General features: G+C 70.7%; 15 protein-coding genes and 1 pseudogene. 9 read left to right on the forward strand and 7 right to left on the reverse strand.

Annotation, left to right across the window (positions count from 1 at the left end; all coding sequences use genetic code 11):
• The first annotated feature begins 27 nt into the window (after positions 1 to 27).
• Positions 28 to 906, forward strand: coding sequence for an NlpC/P60 family protein (locus J8M51_RS25965; RefSeq protein ID WP_086756855.1), 879 nt, complete (start codon positions 28 to 30; stop codon positions 904 to 906).
• A gap of 106 nt (positions 907 to 1012) precedes the next feature.
• Here the strand turns inward: J8M51_RS25965 and J8M51_RS25970 are convergent, their stop codons facing one another.
• The 4 genes from J8M51_RS25970 to J8M51_RS25985 all read right to left on the reverse strand — a co-directional run bounded on the left by J8M51_RS25970 (position 1013) and on the right by J8M51_RS25985 (position 6893).
• Positions 1013 to 2287 carry a type II toxin-antitoxin system HipA family toxin gene (locus J8M51_RS25970; protein WP_086756854.1) on the reverse strand — a complete coding sequence of 425 codons (1275 nt, stop codon included), beginning with the start codon at positions 2285 to 2287 and terminating at the stop codon, positions 1013 to 1015.
• A 34-nt stretch (positions 2288 to 2321) separates the two neighbouring features.
• Entirely contained in the window at positions 2322 to 4034 is a 1713-nt protein-coding gene (locus J8M51_RS25975) for a DUF262 domain-containing protein (protein ID WP_086756861.1), read from the reverse strand.
• 1003 nt (positions 4035 to 5037) lie between these two features.
• Positions 5038 to 6048, reverse strand: coding sequence for a Gfo/Idh/MocA family protein (locus J8M51_RS25980; protein WP_086756852.1), 1011 nt, complete (start codon positions 6046 to 6048; stop codon positions 5038 to 5040).
• 83 nt (positions 6049 to 6131) lie between these two features.
• A complete protein-coding gene (locus J8M51_RS25985; protein ID WP_086756850.1) occupies positions 6132 to 6893 on the reverse strand; it encodes an SDR family oxidoreductase in 762 nt (253 codons plus the stop codon).
• Between the two features lie 188 nt (positions 6894 to 7081).
• On the opposite strand from J8M51_RS25985, the gene J8M51_RS25990 reads away from it, so the two are divergent.
• Positions 7082 to 8122, forward strand: a complete 1041-nt coding sequence (locus J8M51_RS25990; protein ID WP_086756848.1) for a LacI family DNA-binding transcriptional regulator — start codon at positions 7082 to 7084, stop codon at positions 8120 to 8122.
• A 15-nt stretch (positions 8123 to 8137) separates the two neighbouring features.
• Here J8M51_RS25990 and J8M51_RS25995 read toward each other — a convergent pair whose 3' ends face one another.
• Entirely contained in the window at positions 8138 to 9154 is a 1017-nt protein-coding gene (locus J8M51_RS25995; RefSeq protein WP_086756846.1) for a GlxA family transcriptional regulator, read from the reverse strand.
• A gap of 81 nt (positions 9155 to 9235) precedes the next feature.
• Between J8M51_RS25995 and J8M51_RS26000 the strand changes: the two genes are divergently transcribed.
• Complete coding sequence (locus J8M51_RS26000; RefSeq protein WP_256965001.1) at positions 9236 to 10204, forward strand: NADP-dependent oxidoreductase; 969 nt, start codon at positions 9236 to 9238, stop codon at positions 10202 to 10204.
• A 147-nt stretch (positions 10205 to 10351) separates the two neighbouring features.
• On the opposite strand, the gene J8M51_RS26005 is transcribed toward J8M51_RS26000, so the two are convergent.
• Entirely contained in the window at positions 10352 to 11203 is an 852-nt protein-coding gene (locus J8M51_RS26005) for a CDP-alcohol phosphatidyltransferase family protein (RefSeq protein WP_086756844.1), read from the reverse strand.
• A 106-nt stretch (positions 11204 to 11309) separates the two neighbouring features.
• On the opposite strand from J8M51_RS26005, the gene J8M51_RS26010 reads away from it, so the two are divergent.
• The 5 genes and pseudogenes from J8M51_RS26010 to J8M51_RS46145 all read left to right on the forward strand — a co-directional run.
• A complete protein-coding gene (locus J8M51_RS26010) occupies positions 11310 to 12290 on the forward strand; it encodes a zinc-dependent alcohol dehydrogenase (protein WP_086756842.1) in 981 nt (326 codons plus the stop codon).
• 169 nt (positions 12291 to 12459) lie between these two features.
• Entirely contained in the window at positions 12460 to 12858 is a 399-nt protein-coding gene (locus J8M51_RS26015; protein ID WP_086756840.1) for a 6-pyruvoyl trahydropterin synthase family protein, read from the forward strand.
• Positions 12855 to 14123: a glycosyltransferase family 4 protein gene (locus tag J8M51_RS26020; RefSeq protein WP_086756838.1), complete on the forward strand. Its 1269-nt coding sequence runs from the start codon at positions 12855 to 12857 to the stop codon at positions 14121 to 14123. Before J8M51_RS26015 ends, J8M51_RS26020 begins: the two co-directional genes overlap by 4 nt.
• Positions 14120 to 15130, forward strand: coding sequence for a methyltransferase domain-containing protein (locus J8M51_RS26025; RefSeq protein ID WP_086756836.1), 1011 nt, complete (start codon positions 14120 to 14122; stop codon positions 15128 to 15130). Before J8M51_RS26020 ends, J8M51_RS26025 begins: the two co-directional genes overlap by 4 nt.
• A gap of 632 nt (positions 15131 to 15762) precedes the next feature.
• Positions 15763 to 16506: pseudogene (locus J8M51_RS46145) on the forward strand (lysylphosphatidylglycerol synthase transmembrane domain-containing protein); the annotation flags it as partial.
• 113 nt (positions 16507 to 16619) lie between these two features.
• On the opposite strand, the gene J8M51_RS26035 reads toward J8M51_RS46145, so the two are convergent.
• Complete coding sequence (locus tag J8M51_RS26035; RefSeq protein ID WP_086756833.1) at positions 16620 to 17411, reverse strand: creatininase family protein; 792 nt, start codon at positions 17409 to 17411, stop codon at positions 16620 to 16622.
• Positions 17412 to 17489: 78 nt separating this feature from the next.
• On the opposite strand from J8M51_RS26035, the gene ribA reads away from it, so the two are divergent.
• Positions 17490 to 18149 (forward strand): GTP cyclohydrolase II, encoded by a 660-nt coding sequence (ribA, locus tag J8M51_RS26040; protein ID WP_216589166.1) that lies wholly within the window; start codon positions 17490 to 17492, stop codon positions 18147 to 18149.
• Positions 18150 to 18257 lie beyond the last annotated feature (108 nt).

The raw sequence follows: 18257 nt of genomic DNA on the forward strand, positions 1-18257 counted from the left end.
CCCAAGACAGGAAACGGGGGTCCCGGCATGGTGAGCCGGACCGCACTCATCCGCACACTGATCACATTCCTCGCCGTCCTCTTCTGGGCGCCGCTGTCCGTGGCGGCCACCGCGCAGGCGGCCCCGGCCGCACCCGCCGCCGACTGCCGAGCCCTGGCGCCCGGCGCCTCGGCCGCCGCCGAACGGGCCATCGCCGCCGCGTGCGCCGAGGTCGCGGCCGGCACCTGGTACACCTGGGGCGGCGGCCACGGGGCCCAGCCCGGCGCCACGTACGGGCAGGTCGACCCCACCGACCCGGCCAGTGAACACGACCCCGAGCGGCGGGGCTTCGACTGCTCCGGTCTCGTCCGGTACGCCTACGCGCAGGCCGCCGGCTCGGACATCCTCAACGGCGTCGCCAGCCAGCAGTACTACACACACCGCGCCGCCGCCCGCTTCACCGCCGCCCAGGGTCTCGCCCCGCTCCTGCCCGGCGACCTCCTCGCCTACGGCACCGAGCAGGACCTGCACCACATCGCCATCTACCTCGGCGCGGGCAAGATGGTCGAGGCCAAGCAGTCCGGCACCAAGCTGATGGTGAGCGACGTCCGCCTCGGCGGCTACTTCGGCGCGGTCCGCGTCAACACCGGCCAGGTCACCGGCAACATCCACCAGACCTGGGGCACCGGCGTCTGGACCAAGGCCGAGCCCCGCCTCGCGGCCCGCCGCGTCTACGCCTTCCCGTACTCCACCACCATCCGCGTCCACTGCCAGAAGCACGCGGAGTGGGTCTCCGCGGAGGGCTACGAGAACGACGTCTGGTCCTACCTCCCCGACTACAGGGCCTGGGTCACCAACATCTACATCAAGGGCCCGGCCTGGCTGGAGGGTGTCCCCGACTGCAAGGACAACCCGCCCCCGGCGTGACGCCCGACACCGTGACCCTTCCCGCACCATGACGCGCTCCGCACGATGAGCGCCGCTCGCGCCGGTGACCGCCAGGGGGACGGTTGCCGGCGCGAGTTCTGATGTGTCAGAGCTGGGCAAGCAGTCGCTTGGCGGAGCTGTCGATCCATGCTCCGATCGTTTCCCGCAGGTGCGGGTTGTCCGCCAACAGTTCGTCGTGCTCTGGCCAGTGTGCGCGAACCTGTTCGATGGTCCGTACGGCCTCTTCACGCAAACGTGCGCCTGTGGTTCCGAAGCGGTGGTTAAGAGCGACTTCGAGCCGGTCGAAGGCACTGAGCCGTACCCGCTCGAAGGCCTTGCTGCCGCCGAACTTGAGGCCGAGATCCTCCGGCTCGTCGCGGGGCGCGTACGGGACCGTGGACACAAGGTCGTATACGGGGGAGAGCGACGGCACACGACGGTCGTGGTAGATCAGCGACCAGTTCTTGAGGTGGGCATCCCCGTTGCCCACGACCACGGAGAAGGCAATGCGCCGGGCGGCCTCGCGCAGGGAATCTCGATCGTGACTGCGGTAGGCGATGGCCGCGACCGTCTCGAACGTCGACTGATACTTGTCCTGAGGGTACTTGTCCCTCACCTGGGCGAAGTCCTCGATGTGGATGGCCGTGCGGCTCTCGTTCCGGGTGCGATCGAAGCGCCTCACGGCGTAGGCCCACTGCTCCTTGTTGGGCCACATACGGTCAGGGAGACCGTCGAGTTCGTCCCGGTGCATGAGACGGACATCGGGAACGTCGAGCCCAGCTGCCTTGGCCAGCGACATGACGGTGAACTCGTTGCGTGGAACATCCTGATGGCGATAGTCCGGGAACTTGACGAGCCAGTCTCCGTGCTCGCCCGCAGCGGGCACGGTCAGCCGGTCTCCTCGCGCGAGCATGGAGAACTTGAGGGCGACACCGGCCAGCGAGAACCGCCAGGGAGAGTCGGAAGGAAAACCGTTCGCGGCTCTTGTGCTTCTTCCCCCACCGGTCTTATCGGCGTCGGACCATTCCCAGCCGTCATCGGGTCCATCAGCGGGCAGTACTTGGACGGCGCCGGGCAGGTCGTGCCCCACTTGGGCCAAGAGTTCCATTTCTCGGTCGAGAGAAACGCCCCGTTCGTCAGCGATCCAGTCCCGCAGCGGTCCTTCGGGCAAGAGATTGGAGAACCAGCGAGGCAACCGCAAAGCGGAGGCGTACGGGGCGAGCAAGTTCTCCTCGAAGCGCAGTCCGAGTACGGGCCGCTGAGGGTCGGCCACATACGACTCATTGACAATGAATCTCGTGTAGTCGCCCTTCTGGCACAACGTGCCGATGCGGCGCGAGTGCAGGAGGACGGCGTAGTACGTCTCCTCGGGAGTGTTCATCGGCGACGGTTTCCTGTTCGCTGAGGCCGACTGGTCAGAACAGCTCTTCGCGCTCGTTGAGCTCGTCGAGCTCGTCGAAGTCCAAAGAGTCCAACGACGGAGTGTCTTCATAGGCCCACTCCGCCATGCGGCTAAGGAATTCAGACAGATGCCGCTGGATGTTCTCCTGGCGCAGACGGAGAAATTCCTCACGGTTTCCCGCCGCCAACGCCTGACTTGTCCGGCGATCCATGACGTGCGAGGTCAGGATCTTGTCCCAGGAGTCCTCTTCCAGGTGGGAGGGACGATGGGCGAGCAGTGTGGTGATCTCTGAGACGGGGTCCTCGGCACTAGGTAGGAACAGTCGGTTCGCCGCGTACAGAACCTGCTGGGAAGTGAGCCCATGCGGGAAGATCACATGCGCCACGGTGCCGGCTGTCTTCTGGTCGGCCAACAGGGTTGACAGGTCCTGGACATCGAAGGGTGCGCCCGTGACCAGGGATCGAGGACGCAGCGACCACCACGAACTGAGGATGATTTTCGCCGCTGCTTCATTGGTTCGGAACCGCTCGATGGTCGGCATTGATGGCTGGGCTTCTGCCATGGCGTCCATGAGCCCCATGATCGAACCGTGCTCGTCACCCTTTCGGATGCGCGCGCACAGCACTCGGGACACCTGCGTGAAGCTTCCCTTGAAGACAGCGGGTCCAGACACGGCGACTCGCCAGTACAGCCGCCGCAGCAGGCGGCGGGAGTTGGGCTGAGGGTCGGGGAAATGAGCGAAGAAGCGGGTCATGACGACGAGGAGGGCCCGGTACACCAGGAGAGAGATATGAGGCACCTGCGCCTCGGCCTGCAGGAACCCGATGGCTCGGACCAGGGACTCCTCTCCCTCCCCGTAGGCCGCGTACTGATCCTCGTCCTTGAATTCCGGGGCTGTGCGGCGACCCACCGACGTGAATTCGTTGCGGATGTCCCGAGACGGGTCGGGGCCGCGACGCGCCAGGATCGAGGCGAGCACAGTGTCGGTGTCGACGGTTCCGAAACCAGTCCTGGTAGCGATCCGGTCGGCGATTCTTGAGAGATTGAGCCTTTCCGCCGCCCCCTCTTCTGGCCCTGCATACAGTGCAGAGAAGATTTCCGCCCGGTTGAGACGCTTCCCGTAGTTGTTCATCCGGTCGAAGATGTCGGTCAGGACATCAAGGTCGTCCTGTCGTACGAGGTAGGCGGGCACCTTGTACTGGCGGAGGGCCGTGGCCACACTGTCGGCCTCATCGAACAACTCGGCGACAAGTTCCCCCTCTGTCCGGAACCATCCGAGGAGCTTCTTGAGGTCGAACAGGACCGGCAGGGCGATGTGCTGCGGTTCGCGAGTCTTGGGCTGAGCGATGAATTTTTTCTCCGCGAGGTCGTAGTAGACGGAGAACGGCTCGTGGAGGTGACCTTCAGGACTGAGGGCGTTGGCAAGGCTGGTGATGCGCTGCTGGCCGTCAACCACCCAGAAAGCTTCCTGAGCAGCGGGAGCATCGATCTGCAGAGAGCCCAGAGTGAAGGAACGCGCGGGTGTCTTTCTCACCCACAGGAGGAGGTTTCCGATGGGGTAACCCTTGACGATGCTGTCGAAGAGGCGCAGCACGTCGGTTGTGCCCCAACGGAAGTCACGCTGGAAGTGAGGGACATGCACTTTGCCGTTCCAGGCCTGGGCAACGAGGTCCCCCAGCTCGTACGTCGTCGCGCTCGGCTGGGTTTCCAGACCTGCGGTGCTCATCTCATCGCCCCTCTGGCTCGACATCTGTGATCAGGTTCGCGTGGCGTGAGGGTATCGGCAACGTGTTTTGCGACAGGAATCTGCATGGCCTGTTCGATCAGGTTGGACATACCGAAGTCCACATACCTGCTGCTGGTGGCTGTCGGCGTTCGGGTCAGCTCCGCTACGACTGCGAGGATGTGGTCATTCCGTCGGCTGTGTCGCTGGCCCTGTACTCGACTGTAGACCACGATTCTGCTGGCTGGAGCTGCGGGCAGTGCAGGCCCCTGTCTCCCCGCGAGCTTCTCGGGACAGAGGCCAACCTAGGCCTGGCCGGTTCAGGAGGTTCTCCAGAGTGGTGCGCCCTTGCCACGCAGGTGTCCAGGGGGAGGCGGCCGCGCGGAGCGAGTAACGATCAGCCATGACGCGCCCTCGGTGGTATGCAGGCCGATCCGGACTGGGGCAACCCGCACCTGCGAGGCGGGCTGAAGAGGCGCGAGATCGGCTTCGTACCCGCCGTCGCCTGCGACCATCAGATTCCCACCCCTGCAGGCGGGCGCCGCGCCGACGCTCTGGTCAAGAAAGTTTCCGCACGGACCTGGCGGAAGGTCTCAATCGGTGCGGAGCCCAAAGCACCGCTGCTACTCGGCGACCCGGATTGCGTTGTCGACTTGGACGCGCGTCGCCGGAGGCGGATGGACGGTCGAGGAGACCATCCAGTCCGGCAGGGGCCTGACCGGACTGGTTGAACACCAGGTCACACATTGGGTGTCCGGGCACCACGGGGATACCCTCGTCCGCGCCGACGAACATGCGCGCCACCCCAGGCCGGACGGCCGGATATCGCTCGCCGACAGCGAGATCCAGCACCTTCACTGCCGCGCTCGTCGTCCGGCACGTCCATGGTGCGGTCGTCCAGCTCACGTGGTCCGACGGACGGCGCCGACACCAGGCCCGATCCGAAGTCAAGCACTACGAGCGACAAGCCGCCCAGACATGAAGATCACGATCTACAGCTGGACCACTAGGAAACCGTCTTGCGCACCTCGTCCAGCGACACCGGCCGGTGCTCCGCCACCGAGAGCGTCGCCGCCTCGGCGATCCAGCTGGCCTCCAGGGCGTCGGCGACCGTGCAGGGGGAGGTGCGGGTGCCGGCGACGACCTCGGTGAACGCGGCGAGTTCGGCGCGGTAGGCGGGCGCGAAGCGGTCCATGAAGAAGGTGTGCGGGACGCCCGAGGGGAAGGTGACACCGGGCTCGGCGGAGCGCAGCGGGAGCTGGGTGTCGAGGCCGGCGGCAATGCTGTCCTTCATGCCGTGCACCTCCAGACGGACGTCGTAACCCCGGGCGTTGTGGCGGGTGTTGGAGATGACGCCGATGGTGCCGTCGTCGAAGGTGAGCAGCGCGGACGCCGTGTCGACGTCACCCGCCTCCTTGATGTACTCCGCGCCCTTGTTGCCGCCCGTCGCGTACACCTCGACGACCTCGCGGCCCGTCACCCAGCGCACCACGTCGAAGTCGTGCACCGCGCAGTCCCGGAAGATACCGCCCGACACCGCGACGTAGGCCGCCGGCGGCGGGGCCGGGTCGAGGGTGGTGGACCGTACGGTGTGCAGCGTGCCCAGCTCACCGCTTAGGACGGCCTCGCGGGCGGTCACACAGCCCGCGTCGAAGCGGCGGTTGAAGCCGATCTGGGCCTCGATGCCGCTGTCGCGCACGGCGCGCAGCACGGTGAGGCTCTCCTCGACCGTCTTCGCCACCGGCTTCTCGCAGAACACCGGGACGCCCGCCTCGACGGCGGCCAGGATCAGGCCCGGGTGCGCGTCGGTGGCGGCGGTGATCACGACACCGTCGATGCCCGCGGTGAAGACCGCCTCGGGCGAGTCGGCCACGACGGCGCCGAACTTCTCGCCCGCCGTCTGCGCGGCGGCGGCCAGCGGGTCGGAGACGACCAACTGCTCCACGACGTCCAGACCGGCGAGGGTTTCGGCGTGGAAGGCGCCGATGCGGCCCAGCCCCAGGATGCCAATGCGCATGACGAGTGTCCCTTTCGAAAGTGCAGATGAGAGCAGGTGAAGCAGAGAGGAAGCAGAGGGGAGGCAGGGAGGCGGGAGGCAGGTCAGTCCATGGCGCCCGGGACGTTCTGGTCCCAGTCGATCACCGAACCGGTCACCACCCCGCTGCGGTCGGAGAGCAGGAAGACCACGAAGTCGGCGATCTCGTCGACCTGGCCGAGCTTGCCCATGGGGAGGCCCGCGGCGGCCCGTTCCCGCCAGTCGTCGTCCGCGCCGTGGAACTCGCGCTGGATCGCGTCCTCGCCCTCGGTCTCCGTCCAGCCGATGTCGAGGTCGTTGATCCGGATCCGGTCCCAGCGGTGGGCGTGGGCGGCGTTGCGGGTGAGGCCCGCGAGGCCGGCCTTCGCGGCGGAGTACGGGGCCAGGTGCGGCGGGCCGCCGTGCGCGCAGTTCGAGCCGATGTTGACGATCGTGCCGGGTGCCGCGCGGGCCACCAGATGCCCGACCACGGCCTGCATCGCGAAGAAGGGGGCGCGCAGGTTGATCGCGATGTGCGCGTCGAACAGTTCGGGCGAGGTGTCGAGGAGCGAGCCGCGTGAGGTCAGGCCCGCCGCGTTGACGAGGCTGTCCACCCGGCCGTGCGCGGCGACGACCCGCTCCACGGCGTCGCGCACCTGCGCCGGGTCCGTCAGGTCGGCCCGGACGAAGGTCGCGCCGGTCTCCGCCGCGAGCTTCTCGCCGACCTCGGCGCGACGGCCGGTGAACGCGACGGTCGCGCCCTCGCGCAGGGCCGCCCGGACGATGCCCGCGCCGACACCCTGACTGCCGCCGTTGACGAGGACGACCTTGTCCTCCAGTAGTGCCATGGGGGGATGTTTCCTTTCGGTCCGCTCGGCGGGGTGCTGCGGGCATCGTTTCCGGCTGTCCTGACGGGCCCGGTCGCGGGAGCTTTCGCGGCGTCCTCGCCTCTGTCAGTCTTGGGGCGCGCGGGCCCTCGTACAACCCGCAGCGGACCATCAAAAACCCATCATCCGGACGATCGGCGGACCAGCCCGTGGCACACCCCTACACGATCCGTGAGATCGCCCGTCAGGCCGGGCTGAGCCAGGCCACGGTCGACCGGGTGCTCAACGGCCGGGGCGGGGTGCGGGAGAGCACCGCGCGCGAGGTGCGGCAGGCCGTGCGGGACCTGGACCGGCAGCGGACGCAGGTGCGCATCGGCGGCCGTACGTTCATGGTCGACATCGTGATGCAGACCCCGGACCGGTTCTCCACGGCGGTCCGGGAGGCGCTGGAGGCCGAGCTGCCGTCCCTGCACCCGGCGGTCGTACGGTCCCGTTTCCACTTCCGGGAGACCGGGTCCGCCTCGGAGATGGTGCGTGTGCTGGACCGTATCGGGCGGCGCGGTTCGCAGGGCGTGATCCTCAAGGCGCCGGACGTCCCGGAGGTCACCGCGGCCGTGGAGCGGCTGGTCGCGGCCGGGATTCCCGTGGTCACGTTCGTGACGGACCTGCCGAGCAGCCCGCGCGGCGCGTACGTCGGCATAGACAACCGGGCCGCCGGGGCGACCGCCGCGTATCTGCTGCGGCAGTGGCTGGGCGACCGGCCGGGCGCGGTGCTGGTGACGCTCAGCCGCAGCTTCTACCGCAACGAGGAGGAGCGCGAGATGGGGTTCCGGGGCGTCATGCGCGCCGTCGCACCGGCCAGGACACTCGTCGAGGTCACCGACAGCGACGGCCTCGACGCCACCCAGCGGGACCTGGTCCTCGGCGCGCTGCGACGGGAGCCGGGCATCGCCGCCGTCTACTCCATCGGCGGCGGCAACACCGCGACGCTCGACGCCTTCGCCGCGCTCGGCCGTGAGCCGCACGTCTTCGTCGCCCACGACCTGGACCACGACAACACCCGGCTGCTGCGCGAACACCGGCTCTCCGCCGTGCTCCACCACGACCTGCGCCAGGACGTCCGCCGCGCCTGCCAGACGATCATGCGCGCCCATCACGCCCTCCCCGACGAGGGCCCGTTCCTCCCGTCGGCGATCCAGGTGGTGACGCCGTACAACATGCCGCCGGGGGCCGGCGCCGTCACCGGCTAGCGGAAAACGGCGCCGTCACCGGCCGGCCGGAGCGAGCCGGTCGGCCCCTTCCCGGGCGTCCGCCGCCGCCCGGAACGTACGCCGATACGTCAGCGGCGACACCCCGATCGCCGCGTGCAGATGCTGGCGCAGGGACGTGCCCGTGGCGAAGCCGACGTGACCGGCGATCTCGTCGACCGGGAGGTCGGTGGATTCGAGGAGATGACGGGCCCGGGCGACCCGCTGCTGGACGAGCCAGCGGCCGGGGCTCATGCCCACCTCGTCGTTGAAGCGGCGGGCGAAGGTGCGCAGGCTCATCCGGGCGTGCCGGGCGAGGTCGGCCAGCGCCAGCGGGGCGTCCAGGTGTTCGAGGGCCCACAGGCGGGTGGCGGCGGTGCCGCTGGCCGGATCCTCGGGGACGGGCTGTTCGATGTACTGGGCCTGGCCGCCCTCCCGCCAGGGTGGCACCACACAGCGGCGGGCGACCCGGTTGGCGACCGCGCTGCCGTGGTCCTTGCGCACCAGGTGCAGACAGAGGTCGATGCCGGACGCGGCGCCGGCCGAGGTGAGGATGTCGCCGTCGTCGACGAACAGGACGTCCGGGTCCAGGTCGACCCGCGGGTGGCGGGCCCGGAACGCCTCGGCCACCGCCCAGTGCGTCGTCGCGGGCCTGCCGTCGAGGAGACCGGCCGCGGCGAGGACGAAGGCACCCGTGCAGATGGAGACCACCCGGGTGCCGGGCCTGATCCGTGCCAGGGCCGCCGCCACGGGCTCCGGCAGTTCGGCCGCGACCAGCCGGGCCGCCGCCGGGGAGACGCCGAAGGAGGGAACGATCACGGTGTCGGCCGTGGACAGCACCTCGGGGCCGTGCTCGACGGCGATGGTGAAGTCGGCCGCCGAACGCACCGGGCGCCCGTCGACGGTGCAGGTCAGCACCTCGTAAAGCCCGTCGGTCGCGTCGAAGATGCGGCTCGGGACGCCGAGCTCGAAGGGGTAGACCCCGTCGAGCGCGAGGACCACCACACGGTGCGGGGACGGCACGGAAACGGTCATACCACCAGTGTGGCACGATCCCATCGAATGATGGCCATCGTGCCATTGCCGTGATCACGGGCCCGCAGCAGGCTGGACGGCATGACGAACGACTACACCGAGAACGACACCCCCACCATGCGGGCCATGACCCAGGACACCTTCGGCGGGCCCGAGGTGCTGAGAGAGGCCGTCCTGCCGCGTCCCGAGCCGGGGCCGAGCGAGATCCTCGTCCGGGTGCACGCGGCCGGCGTCAACCCGACCGACTGGAAGAACCGTTCCTTCGGGCTCTGGCGCCCCGAGCCGCTGCCCGTGCTCGGCTGGGACGTCTCCGGGGTGGTCGAGGCGGTCGGCGTCGGGGTCACCCTCTTCGAGCCCGGCGACGAGGTCTTCGGGATGCTGCCCTATCCGCACCGCGCGGGCGCCTACGCCGAGTACGCCACGGCCCCCGCCCGCTCCTTCGCCCACAAGCCGGCCGGAATCGACCACGTCCAGGCAGGGGCCCTGCCGCTGGCCGCGCTCACCGCGTACCAGGCGCTCGTCGACACCGCCGACGTGCGGCAGGGGCAGCGCGTCCTGATCCACGCCGCCGCCGGGGGAGTGGGCCACCTCGCCGTGCAGATCGCCAAGGCGCGCGGCGCGTACGTCATCGGCACCGCCAGCGCGGGCAAGCACGAACTGCTGCGCGAGCTGGGCGCGGACGAGCTGATCGACTACCGGACGACGGACTTCGCCGAGGCCGTGGCCGACGTGGACGTGGTCCTCGACACGATCTCCGGTGAGGTCCGCAGCCGTTCGCTGGACGTCCTGCGGCCGGGCGGCGTCCTCGTCACGATCCTGCCGCACGGCTACGAGGAGGACCGCGAGCGCGCCGCCGGGCTGGGCGTACGGCTGCGGCCGATGCTCGTCGAGGCCGACCACGCGGGCATGCGGGCCATCGCCGAGCTGGTGGAACAGGGACGGCTGCGCGCGCTGATCGACGCGACCTTCCCGCTGGCCGACGCCGCCAAGGCGCACGCCCACGGGGAGACCGACCGGACCACCGGGAAGATCGTCCTCACGGTCCGCTGAGTCCGACCGGCCCAGCGAGCACACCGCTCCCGCACGCACCACCGCTCACACGCACCACCGCCCACACGCACGACCGCTCTCGTGCGGGCCCCTGAGCCGGGCCCGCACGAGAGCGGTTCGCGGAGGAGGACGCCGGTCGGCGCCGCGTCAGCCGGTGACGCTGACCAGCTCGGGTGCCCGGCGGTCGATCTGCACCGCGGTCTCGACGGCCATGGCGGTCACCGTGTCGTTCACGGCCGCCGGGGTCGTGGCCGCGGTCGTGGCCGTGGCCGTCGCCCCGCCCCGGCCCTCCCGGTTGCGGAACAGCCAGGCGATGTCCCGGCCGAACGACCAGAGCAGCGAGCCCAGCGCCAGCGCGACCAGGCCGAAGCCCGCCTCGTACGGCAGCAGACCGGAGGCGGCGACCAGCAGGAACACACCCTGGACCGCGGCGACCGTCTTGCGGGCCATGCTGGGGGGGAGGGAGTCGTTCAGCCACGGGGCGACCTTGGCGGCGGCGACGAAGACGTACCGCATCAGGCCGATCAGCAGCACCCAGGGGCCCATCGACATGGAGACGTACACGCTGAGCACCAGGATCAGGAACGCGTCGACCTCCATGTCGAAGCGGGCGCCCAGCGCGGTCGACGTCCCGGTCTTGCGGGCCACCCTGCCGTCGACACCGTCGAGGATCAGCGCCACGGCGGTCAGACCGACGAAGAGCGAGACGGGCGGCGAGCTCTGGAAGGAGTCGGCGACCAGCGCGGTGACGGCGCCGACGAGTATCGCCCGCCCGAGCGTGACGCGGTTGGCGGGGCCGAAGGTGCGGGTCCGGGTGCGCAGCAGGGCGCGGTTGAGGACGGCCCACGTGGCGAGCCCGAAGGCCAGCCCGGTCAGCCAGCCCGCCGGGCCCAGTCCGATCGCCGTGCCCAGGAAGGCGAGGAGCAGCACCTGGGCGCCCGCGCCCACCGTCGTCTCCGAGAGCAACAGCCGGCCGTCGTATGTGTTGATCAGGGCCACCGCATACCTTCCGAACGTGTGACAAGTGGATCATCGCCGCGTACCGTGTCCGCGACTCCCACCGCTGCGTACGTGGCGAACCGCTCGACCGTTCACGGAGACGCACATGAAACCGACAGCCAATGCCTTCTGGCTACGCTCCCCCGGGCGGGGTGAGATCCGCGAGGAGACCCTCGCGAAGCCCGCCGACGGCGAGGTCCTGGTCCGCGCGCTGTACTCAGGAGTCAGCAGGGGCACCGAGACACTCGTGTTCCGCGGCGGAGTGCCCGAGAACCAGTACGCGACCATGCGCGCTCCCTTCCAGGAGGGCGAGTTCCCCGCTCCCGTGAAGTACGGCTATCTCAGCGTGGGGCGGGTCGAAGAGGGGCCGGACGCACTGGTCGGCAGGACCGTCTTCTGTCTGTATCCGCACCAGAGCCACTACGTCGTTCCTGTGAGCGCCGTCACCGTCGTGCCGGAGTCGGTCCCCGCCGCGCGGGCCGTCCTCGCCGGGACCGTGGAGACCGCCGTCAACGCCCTGTGGGACGCGGCGCCCCTCATCGGGGACCGGATCGCCGTCGTCGGCGGCGGCATGATCGGCTGCTCGGTCGCCGCGCTCCTCGCCCGCTACCCGGGCGTACGCGTCCAGCTCGTGGACGCGGACCCGGCGCGCGCCGACATCGCCCGCGCACTCGGCGTCGACTTCGCGCTGCCCGAGGACGCGCTCGGCGAGTGCGACCTGGTCGTGCACGCCAGCGCGAACGAGCAGGGCCTCACGCGCTCCCTCGAACTTCTCGCGTCCGAGGGCACGGTCATCGAACTCAGCTGGTACGGCGACCGCCGGGTCGCCCTGCCGCTGGGCGAGGCGTTCCACTCACGCCGGCTCACCATCCGCAGCAGCCAGGTCGGAACCGTCTCCCCGGCCGGACGCGTCGGACGTACGTACGCGGACCGGTTGGCGCTCGCCCTCGAACTCCTCGCCGACGCCCGCTTCGACGCGCTCGTCACCGGAGAGTGTGCCTTCGAGGAACTCCCGGACGTGCTGCCGAAGCTGGCGAGCGGCGAGCTGCCGGGGATGTGCCACCGGGTGCGCTACGACGCCGAGTGAGCACAGAGGTCGAGCGTTCCGGTTCGCCCCACCCGCCCCTGAACTGCCCGAACGGAACGCTGACCTCCAAAGAAACCGCAAAACTCGGCTGAACAACGGGTAGGGAGCAGCCGTACTACACGGCATGCCCCGGCCCGGGGGCAGACGCACCGCACTGGAGGGTCGTCCGTTGTTCAGCATCACCGTCCGCGATCACATCATGATCGCCCACAGCTTCCGCGGGGAGGTCTTCGGACCCGCGCAGCGCCTGCACGGCGCCACGTTCCTCGTGGACGCCACCTTCCGGCGCGCCGAACTGGACGACGACAACATCGTCGTAGACATCGGGCTGGCCACGCAGGAGCTGGGTGCCGTGGTCAGCGAGTTGAACTACCGCAACCTCGACAACGAGCCCGCCTTCGCCCACACGAACACCTCCACGGAGTTCCTGGCCAAGGTGATCGCCGACCGTCTCGCCGAGCGGATCCACAAGGGCGCCCTGGGGGAGAACGCCAAGGGCATCGCGAACCTCACGGTCACCCTGCACGAGTCGCACATCGCCTGGGCGAGTTACGAGCGTGCCCTGTGACCGATGTGACCATCGACCGGGCGGCCGTCGGCACCGCCCAGGCATACGGCAGCGCTGTGCAGGCGAACGGAGGAGAGAAGGTGCGGCTCGCGGACGGGGGAGAGCAGGTGCGGCTCGGCTATGTGCCCGTGCAGAACGCGGCGCTGAAGAACGCGGCGATCGTCCCCATGTCGCTGCGTGCGATGCACTTCGTGATGCCGGGCGGCGTGGACGACCTGGCCCGGCCCAGCGGCGGCAACGCCTACGACCGCCGGATCTGCCTCGATCTGCCCGGTTTCGGCTGGCAGGTGCACAAGCACGCGATCGGCGGCAGCTGGCCGCGTCCGGACGAGACGGCACGCGCCGAACTCGCCCGTACGCTGCGGGAACTCCCCGACGGCACGGTGGTCCTGCTCGACGGACTGGTCGCCTGCGGGGTCCCCGAGATCATCCTTCCCGAGGCCGAACGGCTCTGCCTGGCCGTGCTGGTGCACCTGCCGCTCGGCGACGAGACGGGCCTGGAGCCGGAGCTCGCCGCCGAACTCGACGCCAAGGAGCGGACCACCCTGCGGGGCGTGTCCGCCGTGATCGCGACCAGCGACTGGGCCGTCCGCAGACTCGTCTCCCACCACGGCCTCGCCCCCGAGCGGGTCCATGTCGCCGCCCCCGGCGCCGACATCGCGCCCCTCGCCTCCGGTACCGACGGTGTCTCCCGGCTGCTGTGCGTGGCCGCGGTCACCCCGCGCAAGGGCCAGCACCGGCTGGTGGAGGCCCTCGCCACGGTCACCGAGCTGCGCTGGAGCTGTGTGCTGGTGGGCGGCCTCGACCAGGAGCCCGAGTACGTCGAGCACATCCGCACCCTGATCGCGAAGTTCGGCCTGGAGGACCGCTTCCACCTGGCCGGACCGCAGGCGGGCGCGGCACTCGACGCCAGCTACGCCGCCGCCGACCTGATGGTCCTCACCTCCTACGCCGAGACGTACGGCATGGCGGTCACCGAGGCCCTCGCGCGCGGCATCCCCGTGCTGGCCACGGACGTCGGCGGTCTCCCCGAGGCCGTCGGCCGCGCCCCCGACGGCGGGGTCCCCGGCATCCTCGTCCCGCCGGAGAACCCCGCGGCCATCGCGGCGGAGCTGCGCGGCTGGTTCGGTGAGGCCGACGTACGGCGTCGGCTGAAGGCGGCGGCGCGCGGGCGCCGGGCCGCGCTGGACGGATGGGCGACCACGGCCCGCAGCCTCGCCCATGTACTGGGCCGGCTGCGGCACGAGCCCCGGAGGGCCGCATGACCACTTCTGCCGATATGACCATGTCCGCGGGCGGTCCCCTGTCCACCGGCCCGAACACCCCGGCGGGCACGTCCGCGGCCACCGGGTCGGCAGGCCCGGCCGGTGTCGCCGCGGGGTCCCCCGTCGGCGGAGCGCTCAGCATGGCCGGGCGCGGTGGTGACACACCGGCGCCCGAGGGCCACCAGTACGCGCCGCAGTGGCTGGAGTTGCGCGAGAGCGCCGACGCCGACGCCCGTGCCGCGGACCTGCTCGACCCGCTGCGCATCCGCCTGGCGAACCTGCCCGGCCGGGCCACCGGGCTGGTCGTCCACGACCTCGGCTGCGGCACCGGGTCGATGGGCCGCTGGCTCGCCCCCCGGCTGGACGGCGCCCAGCGCTGGGTGCTGCACGACCAGGACCCGAACCTGCTGCGGCTGGCCGTCGCGCGGGCGCCCCGTGCCGCCGCCGACGGCAGCCCCGTCACGGTCAGCACACGGCGCGGCGACATCGGGCGGCTGACGGCGCATGACCTGGCCGGGGCCTTGCTGGTCACCGCCTCCGCGCTGCTCGACGTGCTCACCCGCGAGGAGATCGAGGCGCTCGCCGCGGCCTGTGCGGGCGCCGGGGTGCCCGCGCTGCTGACGCTGTCGGTGGTGGGCCGGGTGGACCTCGTCCCCGCACACCCGATGGACGCCGAGCTGGGCGAGGCGTTCAACGCCCACCAGCGCGCGAGCGAACTGCTCGGCCCGGACGCGATCACCGTGGCCTGCGAGGCGTTCGCCCAGCAGGGCGCGACGGTCCGGGTCCACCCGAGCCCCTGGCAGCTCGACACCCGCCACACCGCCCTCACCGAGGAGTGGCTGCGCGGCTGGGTCGGCGCCGCGTGCGAACAGCGGCCCGAACTCGCCGAGCGCGCCGACGCCTACCTCCGCGAGCGCCTGGCCGCCAACGCGGCCGGTGAACTCCGCGTCGTCGTCCACCACAGCGACGTCCTGGCCCTGCCCCGGCCGACGGGCGGAGTCTCATGACGGCCCCGGTGGAGGAGACGGTCGAGTCGCACCCGTCGGTGACGGTGCATCCGCCGGTCACGGCGCACCCGTCAGCGCCCGTGGACCGCGTCCGCGTACGCCCGCGTGGTGTGCGGGCCCGTGTGAAGGCGGGTACGCCGGTCGCGCGGGCGAGGGTGCGCGCACTCACGCCCGGCAGGCGCTCACGCGAACTCCCGCCCGTCGCGGCGGCGTCGTCGGACGCGCCGCGGGCGGCCGCCGCCTCCACCACGCCGATCCCGGGCGCGGTCCCCGAGGGGACCACCCCGGTGGAGGCCGTCGCCGCCTCGGTCACGCCGTACGGTCGTACGGCCTCGACGGTGGACGACGCGCGGCAGGGGCCGGTGCCGCTGCCGGACGAGCCGGTCGGCGGCCGGAGCCGGGACGAGGCCGGTACGGCGTCCTCCCAGGCAGCCCCGACCGATGTCCTGCCCGCGACCTCGCCCGAGACCTCGACCTCGTCCCCGGCGCCGGCCGTGTCCCGCACGGAACCGGACGCCGACTCCGCCGCGGCCGGCGCCGCGGCCCGCCCTGCCTCCCGCTTCGGCCGCGCCCTGCGCACCCACTTCGGCACGCTCGCCGGAACGGTCATCCTCGTCGTCGTGTTCTGGCGGATGGGGACCGGGGTGTTCGTGGACGGGCTGCGGCGGATCGACGGTGTGACGCTCGCGGCGGCGGTCGGGATCGGCGTGCTGACCACGGTGTTCAGCGCGTGGCGCTGGTGCGCGGTGACCCGGGCGCTCGGGCTGCGGCTGCCGCTCGGACCGGCCGTCGCCGACTACTACCGCGCGCTCTTCCTCAACGCGGCCCTCCCCGGCGGCGTCCTCGGCGACGTGCACCGCGCGGTGCGCCACGGACAGAGCTCCGGCGACATGGGCCGGGGTGTGCGCGCGGTGGTGATCGAGCGCACCGCGGGCCAGTTGGTGCTGGCCGTCGTGGGCGTAACGGTCCTGCTGGTCCTGCCGTCCCCGGTGCTGGAGCAGACCCGGCACGTCGCGGGCATCACCACGCTCGCCGCGCTGGGCGCCCTGGCGATCTGGGCGGCGGTCCGCATGGGCCGCAGGCCGGGCACGGGCAGAGGCCGGGGCCGGGTCCGGGCCGCGCTCACCGAGGCGCGCGGCGTCCTGCTGCGCCGCGACAGCGGACCCGCCGTCCTGCTCTCCTCGGTGGCGGTACTCGCCGGATACGTGGCGACCTTCCTGCTCGCCGCGCGCGTGGCCGGCTCCGCGGCGACCCCGCTGCGGCTGCTGCCCCTCGCGCTGCTGGCCCTGATCGCCATGAGCCTGCCGCTCAACGTCGGCGGCTGGGGCCCCCGTGAGGGCGTCACCGCCTGGTCGTTCGGCGCCGCGGGCCTGGGCGCCTCCCAGGGGCTGACCGTGGCCGTCGTCTACGGTGTGCTCAGCTTCGCGGCGGCCCTGCCCGGAGCCCTCGTGCTCGTCGGACGCTGGTACGGCTCCCTGCGGGCCCGTCGTCAGTCGCCCACCGGCGAGCCCGGCGACGGAACCGGAGCGGTGCCCCACGCGTCCGAGGTGACCAACGAGAAGTACGCCCCGAAGGAATCCACGAACCCTGCCAGCAACTCCTTCCCCTTCGCGGCGGACGCCAGGGACGGACGGCCGATGACACCGGAATCGGTGTAGGCCGACATACCGAGGGAGAGGAGATGACGGCGGTCGTCGGCAAGGAAATCGGTGGTCTCGTGACCGGGCCGGACCAATTCGGGATGGCAATGCAGAAGTATGGAGGTCTCTATCTCTCCCGCATGCATATCGCTGAGCAACGAGGTCTGTACGCCCGCTCGTTCACATGCGGCGTTCCAGTCCTCCATCGCCGGGAAAAGAGCCATTCGATGTCCCGCCGCGGTGGATTCCTGGACCACATTGCCCAGGACGTAATTACCGCCGTGTCCGTTCACCACGACCAGTGCCTCGACGCCGGACCGGCGCAGGGACGCGGCGACATCGCTCACCACCGCGTGCAGCGTCGTCGCGGAGATGCTGACGGTGCCCGGCCAAGCCGCGTGCTCGTGCGAGCAGGCGATGGTCACGGGCGGCAGGAGGTGCACCGGGTACGCGGCGGCTATCTCGCCGGCTATCGCGCAGGCCACCAGCGTGTCGGTGGCCAGCGGCAGATACGGGCCGTGCTGCTCGTAGCTGCCGACCGGAAGCACCGCGACCTGCCGGCCGGCCGCCTCCCCCCGGGCCCGGACGTCCGCGGTGGTGTCCGTCGGTACCAGATTCGGTGCAAGACTCGAACTGCTCATCTTTTCACGGCCTTTCGTCTCTGCTGATGCTCCGTCATTTTCGCATGACGTCAGGACTCACCAGATAGGAACCAGATCATGACAGAAAATGTTGGTGTACTCGGCACGAATGCCCAGTCCTCCGGCGCCGTACGCGTGGTGAACGCCCCCCTGCCCACGACCTACGGCGACTTCGAGGCCGTAGGTTATCTCGACCAGGACCGCGGCGAGGAACAAGTGGCTCTGGTGTACGGCGACATCTCCGGCGGTGAGGGAATTCTCATCCGGCTGCACTCGGAGTGCCTGACCGGTGACGCGTTCGGCTCCCAGCACTGCGAATGCGGCGAACAGCTCGACAGCGCCCTGCGCGCGATAGTCGCCGAGGGCCGCGGCATTCTCGTCTATCTCCGCGGCCACGAGGGGCGCGGCATCGGTCTGCTCGCCAAGCTCCAGGCGATGAAGCTCCAGGCCGAGGGGCTGGACACCGTCGAGGCGAACCTCGCGCTCGGGCTTCCGGTGGACGCCCGCGACTACCGGGTGGCGGCCGAGATGCTGCACGACCTCGGTGTCCGCTCGGTCCGGCTGATGTCGAACAACCCGCGCAAGCGGGAGGCGCTGCTGCGCCACGGCATCGACGTCGCCGAGCAGGTGCCGCTGCTGATCACCCCGTGCGAGGACAACATCACCTATCTGCGCACCAAGCGCGAGCGGCTGGACCACTACCTGCCGCACCTGGACGCGGTGGTCCACTCGTCCTGAGGCCGGGGTCCGCGCGGCGGCCGACCGGAGGACGCGGAGACGAACGCCTCCGACGACTCCGACACCGGCCGCCGTGCCCGCCCGCCCTGCCCGCCAGGGGTTCGCCCG

Source organism: Streptomyces griseiscabiei (assembly GCF_020010925.1).
Lineage (GTDB): Bacteria > Actinomycetota > Actinomycetes > Streptomycetales > Streptomycetaceae > Streptomyces > Streptomyces griseiscabiei.